The sequence below is a fragment of the Winogradskyella arenosi genome, assembly GCF_003337305.1.
In the GTDB taxonomy this organism is placed as follows: domain Bacteria; phylum Bacteroidota; class Bacteroidia; order Flavobacteriales; family Flavobacteriaceae; genus Winogradskyella; species Winogradskyella arenosi.
On record NZ_QPJO01000001.1, the window covers coordinates 64,520 to 82,536 of the forward strand.

15 protein-coding genes are annotated in these 18,017 nt (G+C 36.8%); 13 read left to right on the forward strand and 2 right to left on the reverse strand.

Annotated elements, in window-relative coordinates; genetic code table 11:
- Positions 1 to 202 precede the first annotated feature (202 nt).
- The 9 genes from DFQ08_RS00255 (at position 203) to DFQ08_RS00295 (ending at position 11,631) form a co-directional block, all read left to right on the forward strand.
- On the forward strand, positions 203 to 463 hold the full coding sequence (locus DFQ08_RS00255; protein WP_114307802.1) for a hypothetical protein: 261 nt from the start codon (positions 203 to 205) through the stop codon (positions 461 to 463).
- Positions 464 to 781: 318 nt separating this feature from the next.
- Positions 782 to 3,631 (forward strand): DNA polymerase I, encoded by a 2,850-nt coding sequence (gene polA / locus DFQ08_RS00260; protein ID WP_114307803.1) that lies wholly within the window; start codon positions 782 to 784, stop codon positions 3,629 to 3,631.
- Positions 3,632 to 3,650: 19 nt separating this feature from the next.
- On the forward strand, positions 3,651 to 3,899 hold the full coding sequence (locus DFQ08_RS00265) for a hypothetical protein (protein ID WP_114307804.1): 249 nt from the start codon (positions 3,651 to 3,653) through the stop codon (positions 3,897 to 3,899).
- A 3-nt stretch (positions 3,900 to 3,902) separates the two neighbouring features.
- Positions 3,903 to 4,289: a (deoxy)nucleoside triphosphate pyrophosphohydrolase gene (locus DFQ08_RS00270; protein ID WP_245935338.1), complete on the forward strand. Its 387-nt coding sequence runs from the start codon at positions 3,903 to 3,905 to the stop codon at positions 4,287 to 4,289.
- A complete protein-coding gene (locus DFQ08_RS00275; RefSeq protein ID WP_114307805.1) occupies positions 4,286 to 7,423 on the forward strand; it encodes a DUF3427 domain-containing protein in 3,138 nt (1,045 codons plus the stop codon). Before DFQ08_RS00270 ends, DFQ08_RS00275 begins: the two co-directional genes overlap by 4 nt.
- A 103-nt stretch (positions 7,424 to 7,526) precedes the next feature.
- Positions 7,527 to 8,417, forward strand: coding sequence for a YitT family protein (locus DFQ08_RS00280; RefSeq protein ID WP_114307806.1), 891 nt, complete (start codon positions 7,527 to 7,529; stop codon positions 8,415 to 8,417).
- Positions 8,417 to 8,998 (forward strand): HD domain-containing protein, encoded by a 582-nt coding sequence (locus tag DFQ08_RS00285; protein WP_114307807.1) that lies wholly within the window; start codon positions 8,417 to 8,419, stop codon positions 8,996 to 8,998. The genes DFQ08_RS00280 and DFQ08_RS00285 overlap by 1 nt, the downstream gene beginning before the upstream one ends.
- Positions 8,999 to 9,210: 212 nt before the next feature.
- Complete coding sequence (locus tag DFQ08_RS00290) at positions 9,211 to 9,705, forward strand: hypothetical protein (RefSeq protein ID WP_114307808.1); 495 nt, start codon at positions 9,211 to 9,213, stop codon at positions 9,703 to 9,705.
- A gap of 9 nt (positions 9,706 to 9,714) precedes the next feature.
- Positions 9,715 to 11,631: an adenylate/guanylate cyclase domain-containing protein gene (locus DFQ08_RS00295; RefSeq protein WP_114307809.1), complete on the forward strand. Its 1,917-nt coding sequence runs from the start codon at positions 9,715 to 9,717 to the stop codon at positions 11,629 to 11,631.
- An 18-nt stretch (positions 11,632 to 11,649) separates the two neighbouring features.
- On the opposite strand, the gene DFQ08_RS00300 is transcribed toward DFQ08_RS00295, so the two are convergent.
- Both DFQ08_RS00300 and DFQ08_RS00305 read right to left on the reverse strand, forming a co-directional pair.
- A complete protein-coding gene (locus tag DFQ08_RS00300; protein ID WP_114307810.1) occupies positions 11,650 to 13,635 on the reverse strand; it encodes a YgiQ family radical SAM protein in 1,986 nt (661 codons plus the stop codon).
- A 392-nt stretch (positions 13,636 to 14,027) separates the two neighbouring features.
- Positions 14,028 to 15,659: an ABC-F family ATP-binding cassette domain-containing protein gene (locus tag DFQ08_RS00305; protein ID WP_114307811.1), complete on the reverse strand. Its 1,632-nt coding sequence runs from the start codon at positions 15,657 to 15,659 to the stop codon at positions 14,028 to 14,030.
- A 172-nt stretch (positions 15,660 to 15,831) separates the two neighbouring features.
- Here DFQ08_RS00305 and DFQ08_RS16050 point away from each other — a divergent pair, with 172 nt between their 5' ends.
- From DFQ08_RS16050 to rpsI, 4 genes are all read left to right on the forward strand, one after another.
- A complete protein-coding gene (locus DFQ08_RS16050) occupies positions 15,832 to 15,981 on the forward strand; it encodes a hypothetical protein (RefSeq protein ID WP_181858339.1) in 150 nt (49 codons plus the stop codon).
- A gap of 44 nt (positions 15,982 to 16,025) precedes the next feature.
- Complete coding sequence (locus DFQ08_RS00310; protein ID WP_114307812.1) at positions 16,026 to 16,997, forward strand: L-threonylcarbamoyladenylate synthase; 972 nt, start codon at positions 16,026 to 16,028, stop codon at positions 16,995 to 16,997.
- Between the two features lie 160 nt (positions 16,998 to 17,157).
- Positions 17,158 to 17,613 carry a 50S ribosomal protein L13 gene (gene rplM, locus DFQ08_RS00315; RefSeq protein ID WP_114307813.1) on the forward strand — a complete coding sequence of 152 codons (456 nt, stop codon included), beginning with the start codon at positions 17,158 to 17,160 and terminating at the stop codon, positions 17,611 to 17,613.
- The gene (gene rpsI / locus DFQ08_RS00320; RefSeq protein WP_092446510.1) at positions 17,613 to 17,999 is read left to right on the forward strand and encodes a 30S ribosomal protein S9; all 387 of its coding nucleotides are present in this window, start codon (positions 17,613 to 17,615) and stop codon (positions 17,997 to 17,999) included. Before rplM ends, rpsI begins: the two co-directional genes overlap by 1 nt.
- The last annotated feature ends 18 nt before the right edge of the window (positions 18,000 to 18,017 follow it).

The window sequence follows — 18,017 nt, forward strand, 5'->3', positions numbered from 1 at the left end:
TTCATCTAAGAAACTTAAACCTTTAACCTTATTAAAATCGTTTTTAAAGGGCTGTAGGCGGACTTTATGTATTTCATCGATGTTTTTTACGAGCCATTTCCACTTAACCGTTTATCGATTGTTTTCATCTAAAAATTTCAACAAGGTGTGTAATGTTACGTTTCTTTGACCCGAAGTTAAAACAATCTTGTTACTTACAATTATGAAAAACGCTTTATTCATCTTTTTATTCTTAACTCTTTCTTTTGCAGGATATGCACAGCAAGAATCTATTGCTCTTACAGAGACGGAAGTTGTTGACACTAAAAAAGCTGAAAATACCGAAGCGAAAACTATAGATATGTCTGCTGCGATTAAAGCTAAGGTTATTAAAATGAACCGTAAAAAAAGTAAGGCTATTATCAGTATTAAAGCGTACAGAAAAAGTCTTCAGATTAAAGTAAAAACAGTAAAACTTTGCTAATCGTTTTACCTTAACATATATCTAAAAGCCGAAATTTACGTTTCGGCTTTTTTTATGCCCTTGTTTTTATAGGAAAGTTGGAAGATGACCTCCAAAATACCTTTACGTCTCCCAAGGCTACAGCGCTTTAAAATCCCCATAGTTAAGACCTCCCCTTCTATTAGGATTAGAAAGGCCCTGTTATTTCTAAAAAACCCATGAAAACCTTATCACTCATAGAAGTGCTAAGCTTCGGAAATAAATACAGGTGAAGCCTTTAAAAGCGCCATCGGTCTGCTAACTTTTTCGTAGTTTTGAAGTCCTTTCAAAACACATATAATGTCAGATAAAAAACGCCTATTTCTAGTAGATGCCTATGCTTTAATTTTCAGAGGTTACTACGCTTTTATAAAGAACCCAAGAATAAATTCTAAAGGAGAAGACACCTCCGCCATCATGGGTTTTATGAATTCCCTTTTAGATGTCATTAAACGTGAACGTCCCGATCATTTAGCCGTTTGTTTTGATAAAGGGGGGAGTGCCGACCGTGTAGAACTCTTTGAAGCTTATAAAGCCAATAGAGACGAAACGCCTGAAGGTATAAAAACGGCCGTGCCTTATATCTATAAGATTTTAAAAGCCATGCATATTCCTATTATGGTTAAAGAAGGTTTTGAAGCCGATGATGTTATTGGAACTTTAGCTAAAAAAGCTGAAAAAGAAGGTTATCAAACCTTTATGGTTACTCCAGATAAGGATTTTGCCCAATTGGTATCGGAGAATATTTTTATGTACCGTCCTGTTTTTGGTGGTGGTTATGAAACTTGGGGCATTCCAGAAGTACAAAAGAAATTTGAAGTTACAGACCCGCTTCAGGTTATTGATTATTTAGGGATGATGGGCGATGCCTCTGATAATATTCCCGGCTTACCAGGAGTTGGTGAAAAAACAGCGAAGAAGTTTTTAGCCGCTTATGGGACTATGGAAAACCTTTTTGCCAATACTCATGAGCTTAAAGGCAAGATGAAAGAGAAAATTGAAGCCAATAAAGAACTCGGTTTATTATCGAAACAACTGGCCACGATTATGCTGGATGTTCCGGTAGAATTTAATGCCGAAGATTTTGAAATGTCTGAACCTGATATCCCTAAAGTCACTGAGATTTTTCAAGGCTTAGAGTTTAGACGTTTAATAGATAATTTTACTAAAACCTTTACCTCAGCAACGGAGGCCACAGCAAAAACAAGCAGCACCACAACCAAGGCCTCAACTCCAGCAGCAAAAGAAAACACGAGTGCTAATGCCGGTGCAGGTCAGTTTTCATTATTTGGGGGCGGCGAGACATCTGCAACTGATGGCGCTACCACCGTAACCCGTAAAACTGCCGAGAACACCTCTCACTTTTACCAAAGTGTGGCTCCCGGAATGGCCACAACACTTTTTGTAAAGACCTTAATGCAACAAACATCGGTTTGTTTTGATACCGAAACTACTGGATTAAATCCGCTAACAGCAGAGCTTGTTGGCATTGCTTTTTCTTGGGAAACCGGAAAAGGGTTTTACGTCCCATTTCCTGAAGCTAAAGATGAAGCCCAAGAGCTTATTGAAGTTTTCAGACCTTTTTTCGAATCAAAAAGCATTGAAAAAGTCGGTCAGAATTTAAAATACGATATCAAAGTCTTAGCCAAATATAACATTCAGGTTAAAGGCAAATTATTTGATACCATGTTGGCCCATTATTTAATTAATGCCGATATGCGTCATAACATGGATGTGCTCGCGGAAACCTACCTCAACTACACTCCAATTTCTATTACAGAACTTATTGGTAAAAAAGGCAAGAATCAATTGTCTATGCGCGATGTTGCGTTAGAAAAGCTTACCGAATATGCCGTAGAAGATGCGGATATCACCCTTCAGCTCGCTGCTCATTTTCAGAATGAATTAGGCGAAGCCAATACCCAAAAATTATTCGACGAGATTGAAATTCCATTGCTACGTGTTTTAGCAGCTATGGAATTGGAAGGGATTAACCTAGATATAGACTTTTTAAACTCTCTTTCCGAAGCCTTAAATAACGACATTCAAAATTTAGAACAAGAGATTTATACGGCTGCCGGCGAAGAATTCAATATTGCCTCTCCAAAACAATTGGGGATTGTGTTGTTTGAAAAAATGAAATTGGTAGACAAGCCTAAGAAAACCAAAACCGGACAATATTCTACCGCAGAAGATGTGCTGAGCTACTTGGCTAAGGAGCACAAAATTGTTCAGAATGTCTTAAACTACCGAGGGCTTGCCAAACTAAAAAGCACCTATGTAGACGCCTTACCTTTACAAGTACAGGAGGCAACAGGACGTGTGCATACCGATTATATGCAAACTGTTGCAGCCACAGGACGTTTGAGTAGTAACAACCCGAATTTACAAAATATTCCGATTCGTACGGAGCGTGGGCGCCAGGTGAGAAAAGCCTTTGTGCCACGCAACGAAGACTATACCTTACTCGCTGCAGATTATAGCCAAATTGAACTACGAATCATCGCGGCTTTAAGTGAGGAAGAAACCATGATAGAAGCCTTTAAAAATGGTGAAGATATTCATGCCTCTACCGCTTCAAAAGTATTTAATGTGCCTTTAGAAGAAGTAACCCGAGAACAACGTAGCAATGCTAAAACGGTTAATTTCGGAATTATCTATGGTGTGTCTGCCTTTGGTCTAAGCAACCAAACCGATTTATCGCGTGGGGAAGCCAAAGAACTTATTGATACCTATTACGAGACCTACCCAAAGCTTAAAGCTTATATGAGTAAGCAAGTCGATTTTGCTAGAGATCATGGTTATGTGTCTACGGTTTTAGGGCGTCGTCGTTATCTTAAGGACATCAATTCCCGTAATGCCGTAGTTAGAGGTGCCGCAGAACGAAATGCCGTGAATGCACCTATTCAAGGCTCTGCTGCCGATATTATAAAAATCGCCATGATTAATATTTATAACAAACTGGAAGCCGGTCAATATAAATCGAAAATGCTCTTACAAGTACATGATGAACTGGTCTTTGATATCTACAAACCTGAACTTGAAGAACTCACCAGCTTAATTAAAACGGAAATGGAAAATGCCTTTAAATTAGAAGTGCCTTTGGATGTTGAAGTGGATACTGGTTTGAATTGGTTGGAGGCACATTAGAAAGTTTGAATATTTCAAAATGAACGAATTCAAAACTATAAAAACAGAATATCTAAGAGCTTCAATAACTATAGAAACGGTTTTAGTTTCAAATAAAAATTTAAGTGACATTTTCTTTATTTATAATTATGAAGGAACTTCATTTAGAGTCTTTAAAACACATCTTGAATTGGTAAACTTTTTTTTAAATAAACATAAAAGTATGTATCATTTTGATACAGTAGAAGAGGTAGATGATTTTTTATCTGAATTTAAATTAGTCGCATAGGATATGAAAATAATTCCTGTTACATGTGCTATAGTAAAATTTGATGATAAAATATTAGCTGTTCAAAGAAGTGAAACAATGAAACTTCCGTTAAAATGGGAATTTGCTGGTGGTAAAATTGAAGAAGGCGAAACAGAAATAGAATGTATAAAAAGAGAAATATCTGAAGAATTGAATATTCATATTGAAATTAAAGAAAAATTAACTCCCGTAATACATAAATATCCTGATTTTAAAATAAAATTGATTCCATTTACTGCAGACTATGTTTCAGGAGAGTTGAAGCTTAAAGAACATTCTGATTTTGTTTTAGCAAATAAACAAGAATTGATTAATTTAGATTGGGCAGAAGCTGATTTACCTATTTTAAAAGAGTTTATCGAATTATGAATCAAGGAATATACGAACAGTTGGTAACACAACTAGTGTCCGAAAAATTAAACGAACTTGATAAAAATAAATTCTTTCTAAAGAAAGACTTAATTGATAAAGAGGAAGTATCTAATGTCCTTTCTAAACATTTATCCAATACATTAAAACAAGCATTTAGTCTTTTAGGTAAAAACAAAGTCGAACAACAAATTCAAATTTCGAATAAAATAATCAAACTTCTAAAAGAAGAAATAGGTAAACAAGAATTTGATGATGACCTAATAAATATTAAAGGTGAAATTTTAAAAGCTGTATTCTCAAAAACTGATGCACATTTTTCAAATTTAGATTTACACCTACAAGAAATTACCCCGTACACTACTCTAACCCAAAGTGAATTATTTACTGGAGGTAATGGAGGCTTATCGCTAGAAAGCGAGTTAAAAAAAGAGATTCTTTCTTCTAATCAAATAAATTTGTTAGTCTCTTTTATAAAATTTAAAGGAATTATAATTCTTGAAAAAGAACTAAGAGAATTCACAGAACGAGGTGGAAAGCTAAAAGTTATAACAACAACTTATATTGGAGCTACGGACTACAAAGCAATCCAATTACTATCTAAACTACCAAATACTGAAGTTAAAATATCTTACAACACAAGCAATGAAAGATTGCACGCAAAAGCATATTTATTTTACAGAAATTCAGGTTTTCACACGGCATATATTGGTTCTTCTAATTTTTCAAGGTCAGCTTTAACAGATGGTTTAGAATGGAATTTAAAAATTACGACAAAAGAAGTAAGTCATATAATTGATAAATTTCAGAAGACATTTGATGCTTATTGGCAGAGTGATGACTTCGAAGTATTTGACGATTCCTTACATAAGGAGAAATTACAAACCGCATTAAAGCGAAGTAAATTCAGTAAACCTTACGAAAACACAACTGCTTTTTTTGACCTTAAACCTTTTCCTTATCAAAATGAAGTTTTAGAAAAACTAGAAGTTGAAAGAACTGTACATAATAGACACAAAAACTTAATTGTTGCGGCAACTGGAACAGGAAAAACTGTGATTTCGGCTTTCGATTATAAACGTTTCAAACAAAATAATAAATCCGCAAAACTTCTTTTTCTTGCTCACAGAAAAGAAATATTACAACAATCACTTTCTACCTTCCAAGGTGTTCTAAGAAATAATAATATTGGAGAGTTATGGGTTGATGGTTTAGTACCTGATAATTTTGAGTATGTTTTCGCTTCTGTTCAAACTGTAAACAATCAGCTTGAAACAGCCAATATACCTGCCGATTATTATGATTTTATCATAATAGATGAATGTCATCATCAAATCGCGAATAGCTACAGGTCGACAATCAATTATTTTAAACCCAAAATACTTCTTGGACTTACAGCTACGCCTGAAAGAATGGACGGTGGAAATATTCTAGAAGATTTTGAGCACAAAATTGCTGCTGAAATTAGACTACCTGAAGCAATGAACAGAAAATTACTTTGTCCTTTTCAATACTTCGGAATTACTGATAGTATAGATTTATCTAACATTAAATGGACCAAAGGACGATATGTTGCAAGTGAATTAACAGATATTTATACCGAAAACGACAGAAGAGTTGGAGAAATAATAACGTCCTTAGACAAATACACCAAAGACATCAATGACGTTAGAGCATTAGGTTACTGTGTATCTATGGAGCATGCTAAATATATGGCTGAAAAATTTACTTTAGCAGGGTTAAAAGCCAATTATCTAACCAGTAACAATAGCCAAAATAGAGCAAAGGTTAGACAAGAACTAGAAAAGAAAGAAATCAATTATTTATTTGTCGTTGACATGTTCAATGAAGGAGTAGATATACCCGAAATTGACACCGTTTTATTTTTAAGACCTACAGAAAGCTTAACCGTTTTTTTACAACAATTAGGAAGAGGCTTGAGACTACATGAAGACAAAGATTGCCTAACCGTTTTAGATTTTGTTGGAAATTCTAGACCAGAATATAACTTTGAAAGTAAATTCAGAGCATTAATTGGCAAGACAAACACAACAGTTATAAAAGAAGTAGAAGACAATTTCCCGCACTTACCTTTGGGCTGTTCAATAATTCTAGAAAAAAAGACAAAAGAAACAATTCTTAAAAATATCTCAGCAGCAACGTCATTAAACAAAAAGAAACTAATTCAAAGAATACAACAGTTCAATCACGACACAAATTTACCGTTGACTATCGGCAATTTTAGCACCTTTTATAATATTCCATTAGAGTCTATATATAAAAGAGGGAGCTGGAAGCGATCGTGTCAACTTGCCGGTAAAATAAAAGAATTTGATTCTAATAATGAAAAAGAAATTGTTTCTGCAATTTCGAAGAAATGGCTTTCAACAAATTCATTAACTTACTTCTCCTTTCTTTTGAAAGTTGCCAAATTGAATTTTAATATCAAGATTTCAGATTATAATTCAAGTGAAAAAACTATGCTCTTAATGTTGCATTATGATGTATGGCAAAAGGAAGCAGGCTTTGATTCTTTAGAAAAAAGCATACAAGCTATTGGTTCAAATATAGTTTTAGTTGAAGAAATAATAGAAATTCTCGAGGTGTTAATTGAAAACATAGATTTTAAAGAATTACCTATTGAACTCCCTTATGAACAACCATTAAAATTACATAGTCGATACACTAGGGATCAAATTTTAGCTGCTTTTAAGTTTAGTAGTTTTGAAAAAAAATCATCTAACAGAGAAGGTACAGCAGAAAACAAAGCGTTAAACACTGAAATATTATTCATTAACCTAATTAAATCTGAAGAAAATTTCTCTCCAACAACAATGTACGATGATTATGCTGTGAACGAATTAATATTCCATTGGCAAACTCAAAACTCAGCAAGACCAGATTTAGGCAAAGGCTTATCATACGTAAAGCATATAAAAAACGCGAAAAGAATACTACTATTTGTTAGAGAAAAAGCAAAAAATGAATTTGGTAATAGTTTAGGGTATGTTTTTATTGGAGAAGGCACACTGAAAGACCATTATGGCTCTAAACCAATGAGTATTAATTGGGAACTTAGCGAACCTATGCCACATTACTTATGGAAGGATGCTGCTAAATTATCGATTGGCTAAACCCCACCCAACCCACATAAACCCCTAAAAAACAACAACTTTAAAAATAAATGCTTAAATTAGGTAGGTAAAGATTACAAGGCTATTAATTAATCTTCATCTCATGAGCAAAAGCAATTTAAATCCCTTAGACCTCAGATCTGTTCTTTCTTTTAAATCCCTACTCTTAAAAATCATTGGCGTCTCTTGTACGGTAATTGCCATAAAAGGCTTTATGATCCCTAACCTCTTTTTAGATGGTGGCCTCCTAGGCATTTCCATTCTTATTCATGAGTTTTATCACATCGATGTTTCTATTCCCTTAATACTTCTCAACCTACCTTTTGTCTATATCGGTTATAAAAAATTCGGAAAAAACTTTGCGGCCCACACCTTTATATCCTTGGTATTCCTTGGCCTGCTCTTAAGTGTGTTAACCGTCCCAACGGTCACCCAAGATCATTTTTTAGTGGCTGTTTTTGGCGGGGTTTTTATAGGGCTTGGTATTGGCCTAATCATAAGAGGCGGCGGTGTTATTGATGGTTTAGAAGTTATTGCGGCTTACACCAATACCAAATTCGGACTTACCACTACCGAAATCATTATGGCCATTAACACCACCATCTTCTTAATTATTGCCTTTTTCTTAGGTCTAGAAAAAGCCATGTACTCCATTATTACCTTTTTTACGGCTTTAAAAATTTCAGATTATGTAGTCGATGGTTTTGAAAAATTAATCTCCCTAACCATCATCTCCCCCAACGATCAACTGATTAAAGAACTTATCGTAAATCAATTCAACAAACCCATCACCATCTATAAAGGCGAACGCGGAAACCTTCCTGGAAGCTACGACATCAAACACGATTGCGAGGTTATTGTTACTGTGGTCACCCGATTAGAGGTTCATAAAATGCGAAAAGCCATAGCCAAAGCAGACCCCAAAGCGTTTATGTTTATACAGAATATTAATGAAGTCGATGGCGGCCTGATTAGCAGAAAAACTGGACACTAATGAAACCGAGTCTCTCTACCATACGCCATGCTGTTATTCGTTATTTAAACGAAAACCTACCGGAGTATTACACCTACCATAACACTCAACACACCTTGTATGTATATGAAAAAGCCCAGTATATTGCTAAAAAAGAAAACGTAAACCCGGTAGACATAGACTTATTAAAGGTAGCTGCTTTATACCATGATATTGGTTTTGCAAAATCGCATATAGACCACGAAAAGTTAGGCTGTGCCATGGCCACAAAACAATTAAAGGCCTATGGGTTTTCAGAAGTAGAGATCAACACGATTTGCGGAATGATCATGGCTACCAAAATTCCACAAAATCCCAAAACCTTGTTAGAACAAATTTTAGCCGATGCCGATTTAGAATATTTGGCCACCGCTAAGTACCCAAGCACAAGCCAAGCCTTATACCAAGAATTACTGCATTTTAATCCAAATCTAAGTGAAACCGAATGGCATAATATTCAGATCGCATTTATTAAAAATCACAACTACCACACCGCCTACTGCAAACGCTATAAAACGTTCCGAAAAAATAAAAATTTAGCACGCTTAGAAGCCACACTCTAGGCATCCTCCGCGTATAATTTCAACTATTTTTACGTTAATAATCTTAATAACAGAGATTTACAACTAATTATTCACTATATTTAGTAACCTTCATTAGGCGCTTCAAAGAACAACAAACCTATTCTACTTAGAGCTGTGTACACCATACGGTTTTCAAATTAAGCCTTTAGTTTGAGTATCGTGACTATTAATTCAATCTAACTTATTAATTCATGAAAACATCGCACCGATTATTTCAAATGCTTGTTGTTGCACTGATTTTTAATGTAACCAACTTGTTTGCCCAAGACCTCTACTACATCACCATCCATGTTGAAACCGACAAGATTTCTAATCAAAATAAATTAGGAGTCTGTTATTTTACTTCGGAAGCGCCAAACGGAGACATCACCACTTCCACCGGTAATATTGAAGATTTCAATATTGAGGTCAAGCCTTCAGATATAATTATATGGAGAGGGGTGTCTAGTACCAATCCTGAGGGCGATATGGTTAATATCCGGTCTATAAACCACCAAGGCGGCCAAAACGTCTTTGATAGAAATATATTACACGGCAATGGCCAAACACCAGAAGTGGTGATTGGCGAGGTAAACCCAGGTACTCAAGGTCGTATTCAAAAATACGCCATTAAAATCACGGTTTATAATGAAGACCGCAAACGTGGCAACTACCGTATTGACCCCAAAATAACCGTTAAACCCTAATCTTCTAAAATGAAATTCAAGGCCGCACGTTTGTTCTTAACGTCTTTAAAAACCTGTTTGCTTGCAGGTTTTTTTTGCCTCTCTGCCTTGGGCATCAGTCAAGAAAAATCAGAAACGCATCCTCTTGAAATTAAATACAGCAATAACAACTTTTCCAAAGAAGAAAAACTAGCGCTTCTCAATGAATTGGCACAAAACCATCCCGATCCACAAAAAAAGCTACACTACAGTATCGTATTTATAAAAAACGCCAAAGCCTTAGATTCTACACATCTACTGTTTCAAGGTTATATGCACAAAGGCGCTGCTCTTAGATTAAAAAGCGATTTTACCCAAGCCTTAGAAAGTTATTTTAAAGCGGCCCACAGGGCTGTTAAAGACAACCACCAGCGCAATCTCGGTTTGGCCCATATTTCTATTGCCGATGTGTACTCCATTACCAGCAATCATGAAAATGCCGTAAAATATTACACCTCAGGCCTCGATTTACTAAAGCAAGAAAATGATCTTGAAAATTATGCCAACGGCCTACTAAACTTAGGCGATGCTTATTTTAATGAAAAGGACTACGATCTGGCTATGGAATGTTTTATGGAATCGGGCCTTCTATTTCGTAAAATTAATTCTTTAGAAGGGCACGCCTTTGTATTAGGCAATATGGGAATGGTCTATGCCGAACAAGGGAAGGACGATTTAGCCGAAGCCAATATCAATGAAGCCATTCACCTCTTAGAAGACCTACAATTGCACTACCCCATTTCGGTGTACCTCATTTATATGTCCGACATCTATGCTGCTAAATCCAACAGAAGCGCAGCTTTAGCCTACGCCAACAGAAGCTTGAAATTAGCCACAAAATACGGCCTAAAAGAGCAAATAAGTGATGCTAATTTGCAACTCTCGCTCTTATACGAACAGCAAGGCGGATACAAGAAATCTTTACAACATTTTAAAGCACACGTCACCTTTAAAGATAGTGTGGCCAATATTGAAAAAGTGCAAAAAATGGGCGATTTACGGACCGCCTTTGAAGTTTCAAAAAAACAAACTGAAGTAGACCTGCTCACCCAACAGCAAAAAGTTCAGAATATTCAAGTCGCTTTATTAAACCAACAAAATAAGAACAGACAACATCTCGCCATTGCTACCATCACTGCTTTGTTTTTAATTTTAATGATTGCCTTTGGTTTATACAGACGTAACAAATACATCACTAAAACCAAAATTATCATTGAAGAGGAAAAGCAACGTTCAGAAAACCTATTACTCAATATTCTACCTGAAGAAACAGCCTACGAACTTAAAACCAAAGGCAAAGTCGAGGCCAAACGCTTCAATTCGGTAACCGTTTTATTTACGGATTTTAAAAGCTTTACAAGTTATTCAGAAAAGCTCACCCCAGAGAAATTAGTAAAGAGTGTGGATTATTATTTTTCTGGATTTGATAGAATTATTGAAAAATATGAACTCGAAAAAATAAAAACCGTAGGCGACTCTTATATGTGTGCCGGAGGCTTACCCTTTCCAACCGCAGATCATGCCATAAAAATGACTTTAGCGGCCTTTGAGATTCTTCAATTTACCGAAGCGACGAAACAGTTAAACCATCCGGCTATTGCGCATTTCGATATTCGTATTGGCATCAACACAGGTCCTGTAGTTGCCGGTGTTGTGGGCACAAAAAAGTTTGCCTATGACATTTGGGGAGATACGGTGAATGTGGCCTCGCGAATGGAATCGAATTCCATCCCCGGAAAAATTAATATTGCCGAAAACACCTATCAATTAATTAAAGCTGCTTTTGACTGTGAATACCGCGGAGAAATTGACGTTAAAAACAAAGGGCAATTACATATGTACTTTGTAAAAGGCATTAAAGAAAAAACCTTCTATGCGTTTATGAACGGACAGAAGGCAGGTCTATAAAAAAGAAAGCGTCATCACTTAACGACGCTTCTGCTTATTTCGTTTTTTGGGTTTCCCTTTCCCTTTAAAACGCACTTTATCCTCAGGCTTACGCTGATTAAAAGGTACCGCATCATTAAAGGTATTTTTAGCCTCACCTTTCGGTTTATTTTTACGCCATTTCTCTGTTTTCTCAGGGAGTAAAACATTTAGTAGATCTTGACGGCCTACTTTATTTAAGGTCTTTTTAATCCAAGCTTTATTTTCATCCTTATACCAGAAGAAAAAACGATGCTGCTCCTCTTTTTCCTTACGTGTTTTAGGCGTATTGACCTTTTTTAAGGTGTAGGGATGGTACCCACTGTAATAAATAACTGTAGCTACCGTCATCGGTGTTGGTGTAAACCCTTGCACCTGCTCTAACTGGAAGCCCATATCTTTAGTTTCCGCAGCCAAATTAGCCATATCCTCCACCTCACAAGCCGGGTGGTTAGAGATAAAATACGGAATCAACTGCAGCTTTAAGCCTTTCTTAATATTAATTTTATCAAAGCGCTCTTTAAACTTATGGAAATACGAAAACGACGGTTTACGCATCAGCTTTAAAACCGGATCACTAGTATGTTCTGGAGCTACTTTAAGACGTCCCGAAACGTGCTTGGTCATCACCTCTTCGGTATAATCATCCAATTCCTTAGGATCGGCATTTTTATTAAATTCTGGCACCAACATATCATGGCGAATTCCAGATCCAATAAATGATTTCTTAACCTTAGGATGTTTATCAACCGCTTGGTACAATTCTGTTAATGGCTTATGAGAGGTATCTAAATTACTACAAATCACCGGCGAAATACAACTTGGTGCCACACACTTATCGCAAATAGACTGCACCTTTCCTTTCATCTGATACATATTGGCACTAGGCCCTCCAATATCAGATAAATACCCTTTAAAATCAGGCATATTCGCAACCGTATCGACTTCTTTTAAAATCGATTCCTGACTACGCGAGGCAATAAATTTTCCTTGGTGCGCAGAAATGGTACAGAAGCTACAGCCTCCAAAACATCCTCTGTGAATGTTAATGGAGAACTTAATCATTTCAAAAGCCGGGATTGGGCCACGCTTATTGTATTTTGGGTGTGGTAATCGGGTGTAAGGCAGATCAAAAGACGCATCAATTTCCGCTTCCGTCATGGTCGGGTATGGCGGATTAATCATCAAGGTCTTCTCGCCTATTTTCTGAAATATACGACGTGCCGCTAATTTGTTAGACTCCTGCTCAATGACTTTAAAATTAGAAGCGTACTTCTTCTTATCCTTTAAACAGGTTTCGTGCGATGCAATTTCTACATCTTCCCAATTGCTGTTCTTTGGTATTTTATCGTTCTTATCCATTAACACAGCCGTTTGCAATACTGTATTAATGCTATTAAAAGGGACTCCTTTTTCTAATAATCTTACAATTTCTCGCAAGGGCTGTTCGCCCATACCATACACCAACATATCGGCTTTAGACGTTTCCAAAATAGAAGGCATCAGCTGATCGCTCCAAAAATCATAGTGCGTAACACGGCGTAACGAACCTTCAATACCACCAATTAAAACTGGGGTATCGGGCCATTTTTCTTTTAAAATCTTACTATAAACGGTAGAGGCGTAATCTGGTCTAAAACCAATATCACCATTTGGGGTATAGGCATCCTTATCGCGCTTCTTTTTATTCGCATTATAGTTACTAATCATAGGATCCATACAGCCACCAGTGACACCAAAAAACAATCTTGGCTTCCCTAGTTTTACAAAATCCTGCAGATTATCATTAACGTTTGGTTGCGGTACAATAGCCACACGTAAGCCAAAACTCTCTAGGAGACGGCCAATTACGGCAGGCCCAAAAGTAGGGTGATCTACATACGCATCGCCGCTAAACAAGATGACGTCAAGCGCTTCCCATCCGCGTATTTTTACCTCTTTGTTTGTGGTAGGCAACCAATCTGAAAGTTGTAATTCATTCTTCACCGTGCAAAAGTAGTTAAAATATTGCCGCTAAGGCATTAGAAAACGTTAAGGTCATTATTTGGGACGTTACCACGCTTATACCGAAAAGGTTTCAACAGCCAAAACAAATTGGCGTTTCCGCTTTTCGTTAACGCTTAGGTCGCGCTCTCGGCCGTCGCTTTTTGTTGTGGCATATGCGCCACCACAACAAAAGAGCTTCAACAAAGGCCTCCATCACTAACGCAGTACGCTAAGAGACTTTGGGTACAAATAATATGGACATCGAAAACGCAGGTTATAAACACTTAGCTCAAGTTGGGTTAAATATAGAAAACGCGTATTGAAAATGAAGCTTATGCCCCCTTCAATACAAGATACTTTAAATTATAGTCTGGTTGTTAAAACGCTATAAACTATAAGTTTAAAGCTTTAACACTCTCAATTCTATTGCGTTCTAAAAAGGCGTCAATAGTTTCAAAATGTTCAATAACACGTTGGTCTTTAAATTCAAAAACCTTTTTAGATAATCCTTGTAGAAAATCACGATCGTGAGACACCAAAACAAGGGTGCCGTCAAAATTCTGAAGTGCTGTTTTTAAGACGTCTTTAGATTTTAAATCCAAGTGATTTGTAGGCTCATCCAAGATCAATAAGTTCACGGGCTCTAATAATAATTTCACCATGGCTAATCGGGTTTTTTCACCTCCAGAAAGCACACTGACTTTTTTATCAATATCATCACCTCTAAACATAAAACCTCCTAAGATGCTTTTTATTTGCGTTCTAACATCGCCTTGCGCCACTTCATCAACGGTCTGAAAAATGGTTAAACTTTCATCTAACAAAGCCGCTTGGTTTTGGGCAAAATACCCCACTTTTACATTATGTCCTAGACTACAAGTCCCTTCTACATCAATTTGACCTAAAATGGCTTTTATCATTGTCGATTTTCCTTCACCATTTCGTCCTACAAAGCAAACCTTCTCCCCTCTGGCAATAGACATATTCGCATTCTTAAACACCACATGATCGTCATAAGACTTAGACACCTCCTTCACCGTTACCGGATAATCTCCAGAACGACTACTCGGTGGAAAGCGTAATTTTAAAGCCGAGGTGTCAATTTCATCTACCTCAATACGCTCTAATTTTTCTAGCATACGCTCTCGAGAGGACACTTGGTTGGTTTTAGAATAAGTGCCTTTAAACCGTTCTATAAAAGCCATATTATCTGCAATAAACTTTTGCTGCTCTTGGTAGGCTTTAATTTGGTGTGCACGGCGCTCTTCTCGTAATTGTAAATAATGCGTGTAATTGGCTTTATAATCGTAGATTCGCCCCATAGTAACTTCAATCGTTCTATTGGTAATATTATCTACAAAAGCACGATCGTGAGAAATCACCACAACCGCTTTGGCTTTATTCACCAAAAAGTCTTCCAACCAAATCACCGATTCTATATCAATATGGTTGGTAGGCTCATCTAATAAAATTAAATCGGGTTTTTGTAATAGAATTTTAGCCAACTCAATACGCATACGGTAGCCTCCAGAAAAAGCATTGGTTTGTTTTGTAAAATCTTCAGGCTTAAACCCAAGACCTTTTAAGGCTTTTTCTACTTCAGCATCATAATTAACATCTTCTAAGGCATAGTACTTCTCCCCCAAATCAGACACCCTTTCAATAATTTTCATATAGGCCTCAGACTCGTAATCCGTACGGGTTTCAAGTTGCTTGTTAAGCGCTTCCATTTCGTCGCGCATTTCAAACACATGGCTAAACGCCTTAGAGGCTTCATCAAAAACTGTGGTATCGTCTTCGGTAAGCAAATGCTGTGGCAAATACGCAATTACGGCGTCTTTAGGACATCTTACATTACCGCGAGTAGCCTTTTGCACCCCGGCAATAATTTTCATCATGGTCGACTTTCCGGCACCATTTTTACCCATTAGGGCAATTTTATCATTTTCATTAATCGTAAAAGAGACCTCACTAAAAAGGGTGTGGCCACTAAATTCTACGGCTAAATTATCGACTGAAATCATATTCTAAATTTTAAAGCTGCAAAATTACTAAATGGTAAGGCATTATTTTTATATGTCTTTAAAATAATATCAGAAGGCATTTCAGTTAATCCTCATCCCGATAAAGCTAAGCGCTACCACAGTAATCCTGTAATTTTAAAGTCCTTATTCATTTTATTTAAATACAAACCTTATGATTATTACAAAACTATTAGGCGTAACCAGCGCATTCACAAAAAGTAAAAAAGCTAAAATGGTCATTCTTGGCGTAGAGATGGCTGTATTAGGCTATGCCCTTTACCAACAAAAACAAGAAAAGAAAAATAAGCGTCTTAAAGCATAGACGTATGAGATTTTGAAGTAATTTTGCAGCGTATTTTTAAGATTATGAGCATTATTTCAAAAGACATCGCTAAGGCGGTTCAACTATTAAATGACGAGCATATTGTAGCTATTCCTACAGAAACCGTTTATGGTTTAGCAGGAAATATATACAGTCCTAAAGCTATTACAGCAATTTTTGAAACCAAAAAGCGCCCGTTCTTTAATCCTTTAATTGTTCATATTCCTGCCATAGAGCAGCTCACTACCATAGTGGCGCATATTCCACCAAAAGCACAGTTACTCGCCAAAGCCTTTTGGCCAGGCCCAATTACCTTAGTTTTAGAAAAACAAGATCATATCCCGGATTTAATTACTGGAGGTAAACCAACCGTAGCCGTTAGAATTCCTAACCACCCCGTTACGCTTAGCTTGCTAAACGCTTTAGATTTTCCTTTAGCGGCGCCATCGGCAAATCCGTTTAGTAGCATCAGCCCTACCACAGCACAGCATGTAGAAAACTATTTTAAAGACCAAATCCCTATGGTTTTAGACGGTGGTCCTTGCCGTAGTGGTATAGAATCCACCATTATTGGTTTTGAAAATGACGAACCTATAATTTATAGATTAGGTTCTACTGCCCTAGAAGATATTGAAGCCGTTGTTGGTCCAGTGACCGTAAAAAATACGGTAAAACAAAAAACGGAAGAAGCGCCGACGGCACCTGGCATGTTAGATCGCCACTATGCGCCTAAGACCACAACCCTATTAAGCAATAATCTTTTAGAGAGCTTAGACCAGCATGCCAATAAACGTGTGGGCCTCTTAGTTTTTAAGACCCAAATCAGCCATAGTGCGGTAAAAACACAAGTTGTTTTATCTGAAAATGGCGACTTAAATGAAGCTACAGCCCATCTCTATGAGGCCTTGCATCAGTTAGATCAGGAAAATTTAGACCTTATTATAGCCGAAGAATTTCCAGATTACGGACTTGGAAAATCCATAAACGACAGGCTAACCAGAGCGACAAAAAGCTAAGTCCTACCCCCGTTTTCAAAACGTACTGATTCTCAGCACAAAAAAAGATTTCATTAAGATTTGGTATTCCCATTCTTTATCGTAAATTTGCAAACTCTTTTTTGAAGAGGAATGTTTAATCTATTGTGTCATTTAAGGCACAATTATAAATCAAATTAGTGTGGATACATTAAGCTACAAAACAGTTTCAGCAAACAAAGCTACCGTTAATAAGGAGTGGGTTTTAGTTGATGCTGAAGGACAAACTTTAGGTCGCTTAGCTTCAAGAGTAGCAATACTTTTAAGAGGTAAGCACAAACCTAATTTTACGCCACACGTTGATTGCGGTGATAACGTTGTTGTTATCAATGCTGAAAAAATCAACTTAACTGGTAACAAATGGACGGAAAAAAGTTACATCCGTCACACAGGTTATCCAGGTGGACAAAGAAGTCTGACAGCTACTGAATTGTTTGAGAAAGACCCAAGCAGATTAGTAGAAAAGTCAGTAAAAGGAATGTTGCCTAAAAACAAATTAGGAGCAACCCTTTTTAGAAATTTAACCGTTGTTACAGGTACTGCGCACTCTCACGAGGCTCAAAAACCTAAAGCAATTAAATTAAACGAAATTAACTAATGGAAGTAATTCACAAAATTGGCCGTAGAAAGACGGCTGTTGCTCGTGTGTACGTTGCCGAAGGAACCGGTAAAATCACAGTGAACAAAAAAGACATGGCGGATTATTTTAGTACTGCAACATTGCAATACAAAGTAAACCAACCTTTAGCCTTGACTAACAATGATGGCAACTTTGATATTACTGTTAACGTATATGGAGGTGGTATCACCGGCCAGGCAGAAGCAATACGTTTAGGATTAAGTCGTGCAATGTGCGAACTAGATCCTGAAAACAGACTAGTATTAAAGCCAGAAGGTCTATTAACGAGAGACCCAAGAATGGTTGAGCGTAAGAAATTCGGACAGAAGAAAGCGCGTAAGAAATTCCAATTCTCGAAACGTTAATATCCAAACAACACTTAA